Below are 15,540 nucleotides of genomic sequence, written 5' to 3'. Positions count from 1 at the left end.
CGTCAACTGCTTCCATTTGCCACACCTCCGATCCAAGACCGAAACCTTGACCGCTGGCGGCGCTTGAAGTTCACGGATAATTGGCGCCGGCTCTATAGGGAGTGGCTTCAACAATGGCTTTGACGCGCTGCGCTCCTGACCGGAGGGAGCCGGCCATGGAGAGCCAAGGCCGGAATGACCTGCATCCACCCAGCCGTGCCGGTTGAAGCCCGGTTGAGCCCATCAACAAGAGTGCATGTAGATGCGCAGAAGTCGATTCACCGCCGAACACATCATCGAGTTCATCCATCAAGGCGCGGCCACACTGGCGGCCTCACGGTCCGGCTGGACGGCAGCCATCGCTTCGAGGGGCCGATGTGGCGGCCGAAGCTGGAGGCCCTCGCTGCGACACTCGGGCTTGCATGCGCTCGGGGGAACGCCCTCTTGAGCTGACGCATACCCTTCGACAGATGAGCTTCCGGCGTCTCGATGGGCAGGTTGCCGAACAAGCGAACCTGATCAGCCGCGCGTGGTACCGCTGTCATCGCGGGCTCAGCCCGGCCTGGAGTTCACCGCGCGAGGCGCAGGCGGAGCGCGATCAATCTCCAGCGGCTTGCGGCACTCGGCATCGAAGCGTCTGCGCAGCCTCAGCCACTCGCCCTGATCGGTCGCGGTGGCGATCGAGACCCACAACGCTCCGCACTCCGCATCCTCGATCGCATTCAGCGTAAGCGGGTCGTTGAGCTCGACCGCGGTGCCAATGCGGCCCCAGGTGCATACCGGCGGCACCAGAGAACAGCGAACGGTCTTGCTCTTGTTCTCGTAGGTCAGCGCTTCCGAGACCGTGACAAGGGCGTCTTCGCCGAGCGACCTCACCGGCTTCCAATCGGCATCGAAACGCGTGGGCACATACGTCATCGCTGGCGGGCGCCTGAAGGCGGACTCGGCGCCCGCAAGTCCGGGCACCATGAAGTTGAACATGCGCTCGTCGCCGTCCACCGCGCGCAGATCCTCCAGCATCGACTCCGGCAGCAGGATCGAGCCGTCACTGCGATACAGGCGGATGGGCCGCGCGGCGGCCTGACTGTCCACCGGCGTCGCGTCGGCGTCATGCGGCTCGACCATCGGGGCGTCGGAAGCGGCCTGTGCCTTGCTCATCCGGGCAACCACCACGGGCGGCGCGGGTCGCGTTACGGTCGCCAGCGCGGCGGCGGCCCGCTCCGGCACCGTACCGCCCACATCGAAGCGCGTCGCTGGCGTAACGAACAGGACCTGCAGACCCTGCGCTGCCGAACTGTCAGCCGCAGGTGCTCCAGCCGCCGAGCGCAGCGGTTCCGGCGCCCGCGCGGCGGGCGGGACCAACAGTTGCAGCAGCGCGGCGAGGTGCACGGTCAGCGCCAGCGCGATTGCGCCAATCCGCCCCAAGTCCAGCGAGGGCGACGCTGAGGCCGCCCATCGGGCCGCGCGCACCGACCCGATCCACGGATCTCGTGCGACGCGATCGCCAAGCGCCTCGTCGAAATCCGCTGCCTTGGGTGCGGTGTCCGCGGCCGAAGCCCTTGTGGATGTCCCGTTCATTCGCTGTCCTTGCGAGAGATCCAGGGTGGTGAACGCATCGGGCTGCGGCGCGGCGCCCCGCGTAACGGCGTTCGGGCAAGGCAGTCGCGCTACGCGCGCCCCGGTGCTGCGAGTCCGCTCGTGCGCGCGAAATCCCGGCAGCGGCCCGGCATACGGGAACGCGGAATGCCCGAGTGGCCTCAAAGGTGGCTTGCGCTGCAGCCACATGCGCCAAAGGGCATCACACGGACGCTCCAACCCGCACGTCCATGCGCTGCGCGCGCAGGCCCGCGCGAGCGATCGCGCCCGCCCTCGCCGCCGTCCTACTCCTGAGCGGCTGACTGCACCTGCGCGGCCTCGACCTCAGCCCCTTCGACCACGTCATGGTCAAGTGCAGCCTCGTCGAGTGCAGCCTCATCGACCTCGTCCGGTCCCAGCACGCGATAGCCGCGCGCAGTGAACGCCGCAAGCACGCCGTCGGGGCCGGCATCCAGCAACATCCCGATCGGCACCGCGCCGACCGTGCTGCGGTGTGCGTCCAGCGCCTCGTCTGCAGCATCGAGCCAACTCGAGCGAATCTGCGCCTGGACATCGGAGAGCCCGTTCTTCTGCATCACCGACACGCGGGCGAGGGCGTCGATGCAAGCGCCGGCCGGATCGGTGTCATGCAGCGTGCGCAGGGCCTCCACATCGCCGATAGCCCAGGCCTCCGCACGCGCGGTGAGCAGGGCCAGATCGGTTTCCAAGCGCAGCAGGGTGCGTTCGAAACATTCGATGTCATCCAGCTCGCCGCGCTTGAACTCGCGAATGGCCTGGCGCGGCTCTTCGATGATCGTCTCGAAGAACGCATCAATGCGCGGCAGGTCGCGGCGCTTCTGGGCCTTGCCGATGTGCTCGCCCACCGGCGAGCCGAACGACAGCCCCGCGCCCTGGACCGCCTTGTTGTGAAGCTTCTGCGCCGCGAACAACGGCCGCCAGCGCTCCACGCCGCGGTCGCGCCCCAGGTGTTCGGCCTTGAGCTCGCTCCAGCGCGCGTACAGTTCGGGCGTAAGCACGTCGGCCAGCCGCTTGCGCTCGGGCAGCTTGCGCACCCCCATCGCCGAGGGCAGCAGCGTCATCGCGTGCAGCATCCCCCGGCCTGTGCCAAACACGAAGCCCGGCCCACCCAGGATCGCATCCGCCTCTTCCAGCCGCGCATCCAGCTCGACCGAACGCCACTGCATAGCTTCAGGCAACGGGCTCAGCGTGCCGACCAGCCAGAGCACATGCTCGCCGCGTCGCACCCGCCACAACCCGGGGCCCGGCACCACCCCGGCAACGTCGACCGCTTCCAGGGTGCGCGGGGCTTCGACTGGCGGCGGGGTGGCATGCGCAACGGAGACGAACAACAGGGACGCGAACACCAATACGCAGATGCGCCGGGCCATGGGTTCAAACCGCAGTCGAGGGGTGCGCAGACTATCGGGCTCGGTATTAAGCCGCAGTTACGCCTGGCGGGCCGGCACAGATACGCAGCGAAACCCTTCAGGGGGCAGTTATGAAACCCGTGTATCTGCGCCGGACCGCGCCGCTGTTTCGCAGCACCGCAAAGAGTGCGGCCGGGTCAATTCAGCTTCGTAGCATGTTCGCAAGCTGATCGAACAGCTTCGCCGGCAGTACGCCGAACCTCGGCCGGACGCTATCGGAACAGAGCTGAAAACTCATCGCGCCGCCGGCAGCTCTGGAGCTCAGTCCCGCGCCACTTGGCGGAGGGTTTGGGACAGCCAGCCAACTTCTTGCAGGACGCGATTGCGAGACATCTCCCGACCGTTCATGTCAGCCTCGGGACCAACTGTGCGGCGGGTTGGTAGTCGGGACACCAAAGGCGCGAATGCCGATGCGTCGAGTCCTGTGATCGCGCCCGGTCGAACGCCAGAACAGCCGATGCTCGACGCCGCGGCGAGACCCGCGCTCAAGACTTGTGGCGGCCGATGAAGAACCAGTACAGCAGCCAGACGAAAAGGGAGATGCCGAGCAGCCGCCCGACCCAGTAGGCGGGAGACGACTCGGGATTGCCATTGCCACCCGTGCTTGCGGCCGGCGGATCGCCCTGGCCCATGGTGACGAACACGCCGACCGGCTGGATGCCGCTGGCGCGCTCCACCGACACCAGCAGGACGCCGTCGTTCTTCCCGAGCGCCGGGAGTGTCTTGACGATCGTGGCGTCGAGGATGCGCCCCGTGCCCGCGTTCACCGCTGCATAGGCGGCATGCAGTTCGGCGCCCAGCAGCGTCTTCATCTGCTCAGGGCTTCGTTGGCCGAACATGGCATCGAACTGCTGCTTGATCGTCCCCGCCGAGGTTGAAACCGTCATCGCGTCGGCGTTGAAGACCACGATGGACGCATTGATCGGCGTCGCCACACCTTCGAAGCTGCCATCGAGCACGATCTCCCCGCTCGGCGATGCATCGGCCGACAGCGCCAGGGTGCGATACGCGACCCAGATCGGCGCATTGGGGTCGACGTTCGGTGGCACCGGAATCGACAAGTTGCTCGGCATGTCGGGCGCCAAGGGCGTCGGCAATTGCTGGGTGGCGAGAACGCCCGCGAGCGCTTGGCTGGACGCGATGAGAGCGGTAAAGACGGCGACGAGAATGGAACCTACAGGGCGCATGGGCGATTGGGAGTCGGCGGGATAGGCCACCAGCTTACGTAGACCCCGCGCCAGCAGCAAAGCCGGGCTGAGCCGGAGCGAACGGGCCAGCGATCGCTGCGCGACAACGCGCGCTACGCCCCGCTTTCGCATCGCCGCTGCGCGGCTCGCTCGGTCAGTCACTACGACTGGAGAGCCGCGTGCTTTCGACTCCGCGGCAATGCACGCCTGTCCGGATTCTGGTTCAGCCCGCGTCGGCCAGCCTGACGGTGACCGATGCCGGAAACAGCGCGCTCGTCCGGAGGATCCGGGTGTGCAAATCCGGCTGTAGCACGGTCCGCACGGCGACGAAGTCGGTGCGCGCCTGGCCGGTCTCAAGCACGAGCCGGACGTATCCCTGATGAGAATTGTCGGTCCAGACCACTTCGTCCAGCAGGTCCGCAAACGCAGCGTCCAAGGCGCTGGACTGTTCGTGGCTGAAGCCGGATTCGACGAAGTCGCCGGGCGAAGTGATGCCGGCGGTGCCGAGTTCGACGCCCATCGGGTTGCCGGCCGCGTCGGCGAGTGTGTTCAGCCAGAAACTATGGCTGTCGCCGGTCAGAACGATCAGGTCCTGGACATCAACGGATTTGCACAGGTCGTAGAAGCGCTCGCGCGCTGCGGGATAGCCGTCCCAGGTATCGGTATAGAAAGGCAGCCTGTGTTGGCCGAGCCAGGCGAGGCGGGTATGCGCGTCCAAGGCATCGGCCCCGGGTGCTTCCAGGACGCCTGCACCCACCAGGTCGGGCACCAGCATCCGGGCGATCGGGCTGGCATTGCCGATCAGGCGCCAGGGCTGGTTGATCTCACGCGAATGGGAAAGCGCGCTCCTGAGGGCGTCTTCCATGCCCGGTGACAGCATGGCGCGGTCAGGATCGCCGATCACGTCCCTGCGGAAACTCTCATAGTCCTGCGAGGCTTCGAGTTTCGGCTTCCAGGTTTCATAGTCGATCTGCATGCCGCGCGCGGTATGGCGCGTCTCCAGGGTCACCAGCGTGGCGAGGTCGCCGAACACATAGGTGCGCCAGAATTCCAGCCGGGTTCTCCCGGCTTCCGGTTCGCGGATGGGCATCCATTCGTAGTAGGCCTGGACCGATGCCGCCCGGCGCGTTTGCCAGCTGCCCTCGGTGTCCGCTTGGTGATTCTGCGCGCCGTCCTTCCACGGATTGTTGGTGCTCTCATGGTCATCCCAGCAGCACAGCAGCGGATGCGCGGCGTGCATGGCCTGTGAGCCCTCGTCAGACTTGTATTGTGCGTGGCGCGTCCGGTAGTCCTGCAGCGTCACTGTTTCATGCGCAGGCAGGTGGCGCCGGCCGATGGCCGCTCCGGTTTTCTCGCCCCAGCTATCTGCGCCTCCGTACTCGTAGATGTAGTCACCGGTGTGCAGGACGAAATCGATGTCCTCATCCTTCGCGATAGCGCCGTATGCGTTGAAGTGGCCGAACGCGAAGTTCGAGCAGGAGGCGAGCGCGATCCCCAGCCTGTCCGGGCCCACTGCAGGCAAGGTGCGGGTTCGTCCTATGGGAGAGGGATCGCCCTGCGCTGTGAACTGATAGAAGTACACACGGCCCGCCTGCAGGCCCGTGACCAGCGGCTTGACCGTCCAGTCATTGGCGGAGCCTGTCCTGACCGTTCCGGACGCGGCCAGCTCGGTGAAACCCGGGTCTGCCGCCACGCGCCAGGTGACATCGAGTTCCGGCAAGTCCGTGGTGATCCGGGTCCAGATGATCAGGCTGCTGGCATCCGGATCGCCGCTTGCGACGCCGTGGCGGAAGTGATCGCCTTTCGCTGCGGGCTGCGAGGACGCGCCCTCCTTGCTTGAGGCGCCGGTTGCGTAGACGGCGGCCAGGCCTCCGGCTCCGGCTCCAAGAATCGCGAGTGCTTGGCGTCTGCTGACTTTGGTCATCGGGTGTCCCTGCGGGGAGAGTCGGAGTGTTTGGAGAAGAATCCGGCGTCGGTTCGGACTCCAGTTCCGGAGCCTCGCCTGCTCGATCAGAAATCGGCCGTTCCAGGCCGTTTCGCTCGGTCGCCGCAAACAGGATGCGCCGGTCGTGTGAAAGCCTGAGCAGCAGCAAGCAGCCAAGTGCATGCGTGCGGACGATCTGCTGCGCTGGGAAGTTCGCGAAGCTGGTCAAGCCGCGCGGCGAAGTGAAGGCCTAGCAGCCTGTTGCTGCGAAGCAAGCGCAGTGCCGACCCCAAGTTCCGCTACTTTGCTTGAGCTGACCCCAGGCTCCGCTCTTCCTCGGCCAATCCGGCGATGTAGCGGACGAAGTCGGGGTCCTCGCCGCGCGTCAACGCCGGCAGCGCCTCGCGAAAGTCCTCGCGCCGGCACCATTCGCGCATCCAGTCTTCCCAGGCTGCCCAGCGTCGCCGCTGTCGGGGGTTCATGTGGTCTTCCCAGGCCAGCACATAGGCGCGCTCGAACAGCGACACCAGCAGGTCGAACAGGACCAGCCGCCGTTCGCGCTGCTCGTCATCCAGGGCTTGCGCCACCGAGCGTGACACCAGACCCAGATCGGCGTTCTCCAACACCAGGCGCATGAAGCCGGTGTAGGAGTCGGCCAGCTGCTGGTGGATTTCCTCCTCCTCGTTATCGCGTTCCTTCCGCTGTTCGTGAAAGAACAGCAGGATCGCCAGCGGCAGACCGATGACGGTCACCACGTAGCTCAGAAGTTCCCAGATTTCGAGGGTCGACACGGCTGACTCCGGTCAATCGACGTCGCTGCGCGTGGTCGCGTATGTCCGATTGGCACGCAGGGTACAGGCTAGAGGCTCACCATTGCGCCGCCCGTGTCAATGGGGCCGGCAACACTCCTGCGGAGACGCGGGCGACTCTTTCGTTTCCTGCCGGCCCGCCCTGGCCTTCACCGTCCCCGCCTGTGTTCATCCCTGGCTGCGGCTCTTGGCCGCACCCGCCGCGAAGCAGGCTTCGCGAGAGTCTGGTTCAAGCGGTCATCCCGCGCTCGGCATCGCGTCAAACACTCATCGAGCAAGCCCAGCGAGTGAAGGCGCTGGCGCGTAGCGCCCGAGCGGTTCTGCCCGGGTGCCCCTGTGGTCGGTTTCGCCTGCACAGGTACGGTGGCTCGCGTCGCGCGCGTCCAAGCTGCGCCGTACCCGATCCGTGGGCCGCGCAAGGCTTTGCCCCTTCACGCGCCCGCCGGGCACAATCCGGGCTGAGTTGGCGCGGGGGCGCTGGCATTCCGCCCGCGCCGGCTGGGCGCATTCGCATCGGGGAATCGGATGGATCGCATCGCAGAACACGGACCGCTGGGCCAGATCACCGCCATTCTGGCCGCTGCCGGCGATCCCAACCCGCTCGATACCCTGTTGCCACTGGTGCACTCCGACCTGCGCCGGCTGGCGCGCGCGCAACGGCGGCAGATGGAGCCGGGCGAGACGCTGTCGACCACAGCCCTGGTCAACGAGGCCTATCTGAAATTGCGCCGGGCCGACTACCCGGGCTTGTCCAACCGCGCGCATTTCTTCTCGCTGGTGGCGCGGGCGATGCGTCAGATCCTGATCGATCACGCGCGCTCGCGGCTGGCCGAGGCCAAGCGCATGCAGCACGTCGAACGCGAGCTGCGCGACAAGCCGGTCGAGGACGCCCGCGAGCTGGCGCGCCTGTTGGAGATCGACTCGGCCCTGATCGAGCTTGAACGCACCCAGCCGCGGCTGGCCCAGGTGGTGATGTACCGTTACTTCGCCGGCTACTCGGCCGGCGAAACCGCCGAGCTGCTGGAAGTCACCGAGCGCACCATCAACCGCGACTGGCAGAAAGCCCGCGCGTTTCTGAGCCTGGCGCTGGAGCAGCCGATGGGCGCGGACGGCTCCGCGGCGGAGCCGGCATGAGCCGCTATCACAGCGATGACCCGGCGGCGCGGGCGGAGTCGCTGTCCGACCGCTTCCGTCGGCTGGAGCCCCTGCTAGACCGCGCGCTCGATCTGGAAGGTGCGGAGCGCGAGAATTTCCTGCGTCTGTGCCGCGAGATCCATCCCGATCTGTATGCCGACCTGCAGAAGTCGCTGGGTGCGGACGATGGCGCGCTGCCGAAGCTCGGCGGGCTGGCGGCGGAGATCACCGAAGAGCGCGCCACCGACCGCCGCGGGCTGAAGGCCGGGCCGTGGCGCCTGCTGGAAAAGATCGGCCGCGGCGGCATGGGCACGGTGTATCTGGCGCAGCGCGATGACGGCGCCTTCGACAAGCGCGTCGCGGTGAAACTGCTGCGCGATTCCGACCTGCGCTTCAAGGAACAGCTCGAACGCGAGCGCCAGGTGCTGGCGCGTCTGGAGCACCCGTCCATCGCGCGCCTGCTCGACGGCGGCGTGCTGCCGGATGGCCAGCCGTATCTGGTGATGGAGCTGGCCGAGGGCGAGGACCTCGACAAATGGTTGGCCAAGTCGAAGCCCGATCTCGAGACCCGGCTGCGCGTGTTTCTCGATATCTGCGGCGCGGTCAGCGAGGCGCATTCGCAGCTGATCGTGCACCGCGATCTCAAGCCCTCCAATGTTCGCGTCAACGCCGATGGCCAGGTCAAGCTGCTCGACTTCGGCATCGCCAAACTGCTGAGCCCGACCGGCGTCGCCAAAGGCGATACCCGCGCGCTGGCGCTCACTCCGGAGTACGCCGCACCCGAGCAGCTGCGCGGCCACCCGGTCACTACCCGCAGCGATGTGTATGCGCTCGGCGCCCTGCTCTACCAGCTGCTGGCCGGACGCACGCCGCATCCGGGCTTTGACGGCAACTGGGCCAGTTTCATCAGCCGGGTCTGCGATGAGGACGCCGAGCCGCCCAGCCATTTCGACACCCGCGAGATCCCGCGCGCGCGGCTGCGTGGCGACCTTGATGCGATCGTGCAGATGGCGCTGCAGCGAGATCCCGCCAAGCGTTATGCCTCGGTCGAGGCGCTGGCTGATGATCTGCGTCGCTACCTGGACGGACGCCCGGTGCGTGCGCATGCGCCCAGCCTGTCCTACCGCGCACGCAAGTGGCTGCGCCGGCACCGCCTCAGCGTGGGCCTGGCGACGGCCGCCGCGCTGGCACTGATCTCCGGCCTGACCGGGGTCATCCTGCAGGCTCAGGTCACCGCCGCTGAGCGCGATACCGCGCGTCTGCAGTCCGAGCGCTACGAGGCGGTGCTGAATCACCTGAGCGTGATGTTCCGCCAGGCCGCCGACGAATCCGGCGATGCTGCCACGCTGTCGGCGCGCGAGCTGCTGCGCGGCAGCGCCAGCCAATTGGAGACTGCGTTTGCATCCGATCCCAGCGCCGGCCGGCTGGTGATGGCGACCGTCGGCGAGCTGTACGTCTACCTGCAGGACTACGCCTCGGCGCAGCCGCTGCTGGAGCGCTTCGTCGAGACCGAAGACGGCAGCGCACCGCCGCAGGTGCTGGCCCAGGTGCTGGGTGATCTGACTCTGGTGGATATCCGCAGCGGCGAGCCCAAGCGCGCCTGCGAGCGCGCCGAACGGGCGCTGAAGCTGCTTGAATCGATCCCCAGCGAACAGCGCCGCATGCTGGCCGATGTGCTCAGCAACTATGGTCAATGCCTGCGCCTGATCGGTCGCCCGGCCGAGTCGCTGGCCGCGTACGAACGTGCCTCGGCGCTGCGCTATGCCAACTCCGGCGCCAACAGCCTGCAGACCGCCACCGCCGACACCAACCTTGGCACTGCTTACTACATGGCCGGCCGCAACAGCGAGGCGCGGGACCGCTACGAGCTGGCCTTGGCCGGCTTCGAGCGCAACGGCGCAGGGCTGAGCAGCCACGCCGGCAACACGCTGAACAATCTGGCCGCGATCGCCTTCACCACCGGTCAGCTGCAGGCCGCCGAGGGCTACTTCGCCCGCGCCCTGGAAGTGCAGCGCAAGGCCAATGGCGAATCCGCTGCGCTGGGCGCACTGACCAACAACTTCGGCAAGCTGCAGATCCTGCTCGGCAACTTCGAGCGTGCACAGACTCTGCTGGATGAATCGATCGAGCTGCAGACACGTTTCGTGGGCGCCGATTCACCCGACACCGCGTTCACCCACCTGAGCCTCGGCGACCTGCACCTGGCGCAGCGCGAGGGCGAGCGCGCGCGTGAATCGTTCGCGCTGGCGCGGGCGGTGTTCGAGGCGCGGCTCGGCGCCGAGCATCTGTTCAGCGCCCGCGCCCGGCTGTCGGAGTCGCAGGCGCTGGCCCTGGGCGGTCGTCGCGGCGAGGCCGAACGCAGCTACCGCGAGGCGCTGCAGAAGCTCGGCGCGCTGAGCGGCGCGATGCCGCAGCGCCTGGTCGGCAGCGGCACCTGCATGCGCCTGCTCGACAGCCTGGCCGGCCGCGTGACTGCGGTCGAGGGCGATGTCGCCGGCTGCGGCGAACACGCGCGCAGCCTGCCGGCCGATCACTACGAACGCATCGAAGCCGAACTGCTGGTGGCGCTGTCTACCGCCGCACCGGATGCAACGGAGGGCCAGGCGACGGATCCCGCCGCCGCACTGCAGCGCCTGCAGGCCGTGCTTGGCGAGCGCAGTCCGCGACTCGCGCAGCTGCGCGCGCTGCCCCAGCTGCGCGGCCGCAGTTGATGACCTCGCGCGGCCAGGCCGCGGCCATGGATGCGATCCGCTGTCGACATCGATGGCGCTGATGTCATCGGTGCCGACATCGCCGACCACGATGCCATCCGACCACCACGTCAATCAGCCGTCATGTCATAGCGCGCTTGCTCATTTGCCCGTGCTGCCCGTTGGGTCCCAGCATCGCCTCGCGTCATCGTCGTAGCGCCTTTGGCTCACGTGTATCCCGCACAGGTTGATCGCCCGCCCCATGTCCCGCTTCATGGTGTTCCAGCACGTTGCCGCCGAGCCGCTCGGCACCCTCGACGCCCTGCTGCGGCGGCGCGGGCATCGGCTACGCTTCGTCAACTTCAGCCGCGACCCCAGCGCCAGCCCAACGCTGGATGGCTACGACGGGCTGATCGTGCTCGGCGGCTCGATGAACGTCGAGGATCAGGATCACCACACCCACCTGCGCACCGAACTGCGCTGCATCGAGGCCGCGCTCAAGCGCGAGCTGCCGGTGCTTGGCATCTGCCTCGGCGCGCAGCTGCTCGCGCATGCGCTCGGCGCACCAGTGCTGCGCAATCCGCGCGCCGAGATCGGCTGGTATCGGCTGGAAACCACCGAGGCCGGCCGGCTTGATCCGGTCACCGCACCGCTGGGCAGCGGCGCGCCGGTGTTCCAGTGGCACAGCCGCCATTTCGGCATTCCCGCGGGCGCCGTGCATCTGGCGCGCTCGCGCGACTGTGAGCAGCAGGCCTTCCGCTACGGCGAGCGCGCCTACGGACTGCAGTTCCACTTGGAGGCCAGCGCCAGCATGATCCAGCGCTGGCTGGACACGCCGCACTACCGCGCCGAACTCGAGGCCGCCGGGCTCGGCCACGATGTCGAGCACATCCGCGCCCAGACCCGACGCCTGGTGCACGCCCAGCAGGCACGCGCCGAGGCCGTGTTCAGCCGCTTTCTCGATCTCGCCGGTAGCGCGCCGAAGGCGGCCAGCGCACAGGCGCTGAGCCCGCGCTGGTCGCCGTGGCTGCCGCGTCCGCGACGGGCTGAACTTTCCCTAAGTCGGCACTCCTGATCGCAGCTTCAGCCTTCACCGCACCATCGCGCGCGCTGCACATCTGCGAGAATGCGCGGGTGCCGTGGCTGTCAGGGGCAGCCGGGCGGGCGGCTCCCCCTCTCGATCGCAACTTCAGGTGATCCCATGTCGAAAAATTTCCGCGTGCCGGCCAAGCGCTGTCTCGCCCAATTGCTGCCGCTGCTGCTTGCAGCCACCGCCCTGCCCGGCCTTGCCATCGCCCAGACCGCCATCCGCGCCGGCGCGCCGGTCACCGGCACGCTGGACGCAAGCTCGCCCAAAGCCGATGACGGCACGCCCTACGCCCTGTACGAGTACAGCGGCCGCGCCGGTGAGCGCATCCGGGTCACCCAGACCTCCGCCGCCTTCGACAGCTTTCTCGCGGTCGGCACCACCGCCGCACCGGGCTGCGCTGACGACTGCCGCTTCGACGATGACAGCGGCGGTGAACTGAACTCGGCTCTGACCTTCACCCTGCCGGCTTCCGGCAAGGTGCAGATCCGAGCCAACAGCGTCAGCAGCGATGCCAGCGGCGACTTCACCCTGACTGTCGCCGACCTGCCGGCGCCGGCGCCGGCGCGGCCCCAGGCGTTGCGTCTGGACACCGTCACCAATGGCAGCCTGACCGACAGCTCGGCGCGCGACAACGACGACCGCCCGCACGACATCTGGACCGTGTCCGGCCGTCGCAACCAGGAGATCGTGGTGCGGGTCAACTCCGACGCCTTCGACTCGTTCCTCGAGTACGGCCAGATGGAGCGCAACCAGTTCGTCAGCAGCGTCACCGACGACGACGGCGGCTCCGGCCTCAACGCCCGCCTGAACGTCACCCTCGACAGCAGCGGCCGTGGCGCGATCAAGGTCACCACGCCCAGCGGCGAGGCCAGTGGCGCCTACACGGTCTATGCCGGCGATCCGCCGCCGAAGCGGCCGATCAGCGTGCAGTCGATCAACGTCGGTGACTCCACCCGCGGCAGCCTGGACGAGAACGACAGCTTCGACGAAGAGGAAGTCCGCTTCGACACCTTCCAGATCGCCGGCCGTCCGGGCCAGCGCGTGGTGGTTCGCCTGCAGTCGGATGCGTTCGACCCGATCCTGAAGTGGGGCGTGCTGGAAGGCGAGCGTCTGCTGCAGGATGCGACCGACGACGACAGCGGCGGCGGTACCAGCGCCCAGCTGGCGGTCACTCTGGATGAAGACGGCATCGGCCGCCTGCTCGTCACCAGCCTCGGCGACGGCACCGGCGAGTACATGCTGTCGGTGGTGGGCGCACCGCGTCCGGCGGCAGTTGAGCGCTGATCCGCGCAGCTGCGCCACCACTTGAAACCAAAAACCCGGGCGCGAGCCCGGGTTCTTTGTTGCGTCGGCTGGGTTTTTGCGGGTGCATATGACAGCTCGCAGCGCGAGCTTCGATTCGACCCTCAGCCCGCCGACGGCCAGGCCTGCAGCGCGGCCAGGGTTGCTGCCAGTTCGGGTGCAAGCAAATGCACCGTCGCCTGCGCACCGGCGGCATCCCCCTCTTCCGCCTGCTTCGCGATCCGCGCCGAAAGCGCCGACAAACGTGCCGCGCCGATGCTGGATGCGGTGCCCGTGAGCGCATGCGCCGCCTTGCGCAACACTTCAAGCTCGGTGCCGGCGGCGGCCTCCGTGCAGGCGTCCACCTGCTGCTTGGCATTGCGCTCGAACATCGAGCGCAGGCTGCGCCGAAAGCCCGGCCGGAACGCTTCCAGCTGATCGATCTGTTCAAGCTGCTCGCGGTCAAGCCGGGGCGGCATCTCCAGGCCTGCAGCTTCAGCGCTGCTCAGCTCCATCATTCGAAATCGCTCCCAGTCCTTGAGTCCAGGCAGCAGCATGCCGCGGCAGCTGGGCGGGGCATGGTCAATCTTGGTCAATCGGGTGGGGGCGGTCGCTGGCAAATGCAGGCGTGGGCGAACGCATTACCGGCCGCGGCGCACGCACGCGGCAACACCTAGGTCAGCGATGCCGCCGCCTCCGGCAGGCTGCGCGCGCTGTCTTCGACCCGCATCAGGCGGTAACCGTGCTGATAGATGCCCTCCAGCCGCCAGCCGCTGCTGCCGTCCAGCCCCAACCGCTTGCGCAGACGGCTGGCATAGGTATCGATGGCGCGAGTGTCGACGTGGGGGCCGACCTTCCAGACCTGGGCCAGCAGGGCCTCGCGGCTGACGATGCGGCCGATGCGCTGGAAGAAGAACAGCGCCATGTCGAACTCGCGCGGGGTCAGGCGCACCGGCTCGGCGTCCATCAACAGGATGCGCTGGGCGCGCTGGAACTCGAACGGCGGAGCCGCCAGCACCGCCTCACTGCGATCCCCCGCCGCACTTCGGCGCAACAGGGAACGCACCCGCGCCACCAGCTCGCCGGCCTTGGCGGGCTTGGGGATGAAATCATCTGCCCCCGCGCCGAGTGCCTCGACGATGTGTCTTTCATCGGTGCGTGCGGTCAGAAAAATCACCGGCAGCGCGTGTTCTCCGCCTTCGCGCAGTGCGGTCACAAAGGCCAGTCCGGATTCGGCCGGCAGCTCCCAGTCGACCAGCAGCAGATCGATGTCGCCGACGCCGCAGTGGCGACGGAATTCCAGCGCGCTGCCAAAGGCGCAAACGTCGAAACCCGCCTGCTCCAGCATCACCAAAGCCAGTTCGCGATGCAGTGGATCGTCTTCGATGATGCCAACGCGGTATCTGCTCATTGCTGTCCTGGCAGAAGGGGTGGACGCGACCGCCGGGAGAATAGCGTCAACGCTGCCCACGAGGCAGCGCCTCAGAACGCGTCGCCAGGCACCCGCACCCAGCCTTCCATCAGCACCCGCACGCTGCGGCTCATGTTCGTCTTGGCCACCGTCCACTGCCCATGCAAGAACGTCGCCTCGGCGCCGACCTGCAGGGTGCCGGACGGATGACCAAAGCGCAGCGCACTCCGCTTGCCCCGGCCGGCCGCGAGAGGATTGCTCATGTCGCAACGCATTGTTGCAAGGGTATCGCGAGACCGCCCGCTCTCCCCGACCTGCCTTCGCTTCGCTCGGGCTCCCGGGCGTCTGCTGCTGCCGGCAGGCGACAAACGCACTCTACGCTCCCCACAAGCGGAGAGGGGCTCAGATCGCTGAGGTGCACAGGCTGAGCGCGAACGCCCCTCGACGGCCCCCCGACAGGGCGGCCGCGATCACATCGCGCGGGTTGCTGGTGCTGGTGCTGGCGGCGTCGATCACCGCGCCATCCGGCATCTGCCCGGGTGTTTCGGTTCAGGCCTTGGCGGTGCCTCGCGCGGACGCCAAGCGGCGTCGGCAGCAAGCGTCGCTTCCTTTCTCACGCTCTCTGCGACTCCCGCGAGGCCCCGTATCGCCTGGACCTCGTCGCCCCTGAACACCGGAGGCGCCCCTTGGCGTGGGGGTATCACGCGCGGATACAGAGCGTTACCCGCGAGCCTGCTGCCGGCGGAGACACTGAAGTTCCTTCGTCTTCGGAGCGTTCCCATGGCTGCAATCACTCGGCTTTACCTGCGTTGCTGGCGATCGCGCGCGCGCAGCGCGGCGCCACGCGACTCAACCCCGGCCGCAATAGCGCCTCGATCGAACGCGAGCGGAACGCGTCAACCCCTTTGAGACAGCCTGTTCACCAGATAGCTGTCATTCGTTCTCCTGAGTGGCGGATTCGCTCATGCTTGCGATCTCGTTGCTTCCGAGTTCACTGGGCAGGGTCACGATG

11 protein-coding genes and 1 pseudogene are annotated in these 15,540 nt (G+C 67.7%); 4 read left to right on the top strand and 8 right to left on the bottom strand.

Going from position 1 to position 15,540, the window contains the following annotated elements; all coding sequences use genetic code 11:
* Window positions 1–531 precede the first annotated feature (531 nt).
* The 5 genes from ACIQ7H_RS20080 to ACIQ7H_RS20060 form a co-directional block, all read right to left on the bottom strand.
* The gene (locus tag ACIQ7H_RS20080; protein WP_395794887.1) at window positions 532–1,449 is read right to left on the bottom strand and encodes a hypothetical protein; all 918 of its coding nucleotides are present in this window, start codon (window positions 1,447–1,449) and stop codon (window positions 532–534) included.
* A 410-nt stretch (window positions 1,450–1,859) separates the two neighbouring features.
* Window positions 1,860–2,963 (bottom strand): TraB/GumN family protein, encoded by a 1,104-nt coding sequence (locus tag ACIQ7H_RS20075; protein ID WP_395794885.1) that lies wholly within the window; start codon window positions 2,961–2,963, stop codon window positions 1,860–1,862.
* A gap of 524 nt (window positions 2,964–3,487) precedes the next feature.
* On the bottom strand, window positions 3,488–4,219 hold the full coding sequence (locus tag ACIQ7H_RS20070; protein ID WP_395794883.1) for a hypothetical protein: 732 nt from the start codon (window positions 4,217–4,219) through the stop codon (window positions 3,488–3,490).
* 193 nt (window positions 4,220–4,412) lie between these two features.
* Complete coding sequence (locus ACIQ7H_RS20065; protein WP_395794881.1) at window positions 4,413–6,113, bottom strand: alkaline phosphatase D family protein; 1,701 nt, start codon at window positions 6,111–6,113, stop codon at window positions 4,413–4,415.
* A gap of 299 nt (window positions 6,114–6,412) precedes the next feature.
* Window positions 6,413–6,904 carry a hypothetical protein gene (locus tag ACIQ7H_RS20060; RefSeq protein ID WP_395794879.1) on the bottom strand — a complete coding sequence of 164 codons (492 nt, stop codon included), beginning with the start codon at window positions 6,902–6,904 and terminating at the stop codon, window positions 6,413–6,415.
* Window positions 6,905–7,447: 543 nt separating this feature from the next.
* Here ACIQ7H_RS20060 and ACIQ7H_RS20055 point away from each other — a divergent pair.
* From ACIQ7H_RS20055 to ACIQ7H_RS20040, 4 genes are all read left to right on the top strand, one after another.
* Complete coding sequence (locus tag ACIQ7H_RS20055) at window positions 7,448–8,056, top strand: ECF-type sigma factor (protein ID WP_395794877.1); 609 nt, start codon at window positions 7,448–7,450, stop codon at window positions 8,054–8,056.
* The gene (locus tag ACIQ7H_RS20050; protein ID WP_395794875.1) at window positions 8,053–10,767 is read left to right on the top strand and encodes a tetratricopeptide repeat protein; all 2,715 of its coding nucleotides are present in this window, start codon (window positions 8,053–8,055) and stop codon (window positions 10,765–10,767) included. Before ACIQ7H_RS20055 ends, ACIQ7H_RS20050 begins: the two co-directional genes overlap by 4 nt.
* A gap of 241 nt (window positions 10,768–11,008) precedes the next feature.
* A complete protein-coding gene (locus ACIQ7H_RS20045; protein ID WP_395794873.1) occupies window positions 11,009–11,821 on the top strand; it encodes a type 1 glutamine amidotransferase in 813 nt (270 codons plus the stop codon).
* 126 nt (window positions 11,822–11,947) lie between these two features.
* Window positions 11,948–13,120 carry a hypothetical protein gene (locus ACIQ7H_RS20040; protein WP_395794871.1) on the top strand — a complete coding sequence of 391 codons (1,173 nt, stop codon included), beginning with the start codon at window positions 11,948–11,950 and terminating at the stop codon, window positions 13,118–13,120.
* A gap of 122 nt (window positions 13,121–13,242) precedes the next feature.
* On the opposite strand, the gene ACIQ7H_RS20035 is transcribed toward ACIQ7H_RS20040, so the two are convergent.
* The 3 genes and pseudogenes from ACIQ7H_RS20035 to ACIQ7H_RS20025 form a co-directional block, all read right to left on the bottom strand.
* Window positions 13,243–13,674: an Hpt domain-containing protein gene (locus tag ACIQ7H_RS20035; RefSeq protein WP_395794869.1), complete on the bottom strand. Its 432-nt coding sequence runs from the start codon at window positions 13,672–13,674 to the stop codon at window positions 13,243–13,245.
* 116 nt (window positions 13,675–13,790) lie between these two features.
* A complete protein-coding gene (locus tag ACIQ7H_RS20030; protein WP_395794867.1) occupies window positions 13,791–14,528 on the bottom strand; it encodes a response regulator transcription factor in 738 nt (245 codons plus the stop codon).
* 71 nt (window positions 14,529–14,599) lie between these two features.
* Window positions 14,600–14,779, bottom strand: a pseudogene (locus ACIQ7H_RS20025) (PrpF domain-containing protein); the annotation flags it as partial.
* Window positions 14,780–15,540: the final 761 nt, after the last annotated feature.

The sequence above is a fragment of the Aquimonas sp. genome, assembly GCF_044377145.1.
Lineage (GTDB): Bacteria > Pseudomonadota > Gammaproteobacteria > Xanthomonadales > Xanthomonadaceae > Aquimonas.
Note: the sequence above shows the minus strand (reverse complement) of the source record. Positions and strands in the feature narration are given on the sequence as shown.

Excerpts from the sequence above, each read along its gene's own strand:
- ACIQ7H_RS20040 (WP_395794871.1), top strand. The coding sequence starts at position 11,948 with ATGTCGAAAAATTTCCGCGTGCCGGCCAAGCGCTGTCTCGCCCAATTG.
- ACIQ7H_RS20045 (WP_395794873.1), top strand. The coding sequence starts at position 11,009 with ATGTCCCGCTTCATGGTGTTCCAGCACGTTGCCGCCGAGCCGCTCGGC.
- ACIQ7H_RS20035 (WP_395794869.1), bottom strand. The coding sequence starts at position 13,674 with ATGCTGCTGCCTGGACTCAAGGACTGGGAGCGATTTCGAATGATGGAG.
- ACIQ7H_RS20030 (WP_395794867.1), bottom strand. The coding sequence starts at position 14,528 with ATGAGCAGATACCGCGTTGGCATCATCGAAGACGATCCACTGCATCGC.
- ACIQ7H_RS20050 (WP_395794875.1), top strand. The coding sequence starts at position 8,053 with ATGAGCCGCTATCACAGCGATGACCCGGCGGCGCGGGCGGAGTCGCTG.
- ACIQ7H_RS20075 (WP_395794885.1), bottom strand. The coding sequence starts at position 2,963 with ATGGCCCGGCGCATCTGCGTATTGGTGTTCGCGTCCCTGTTGTTCGTC.
- ACIQ7H_RS20055 (WP_395794877.1), top strand. The coding sequence starts at position 7,448 with ATGGATCGCATCGCAGAACACGGACCGCTGGGCCAGATCACCGCCATT.
- ACIQ7H_RS20065 (WP_395794881.1), bottom strand. The coding sequence starts at position 6,113 with ATGACCAAAGTCAGCAGACGCCAAGCACTCGCGATTCTTGGAGCCGGA.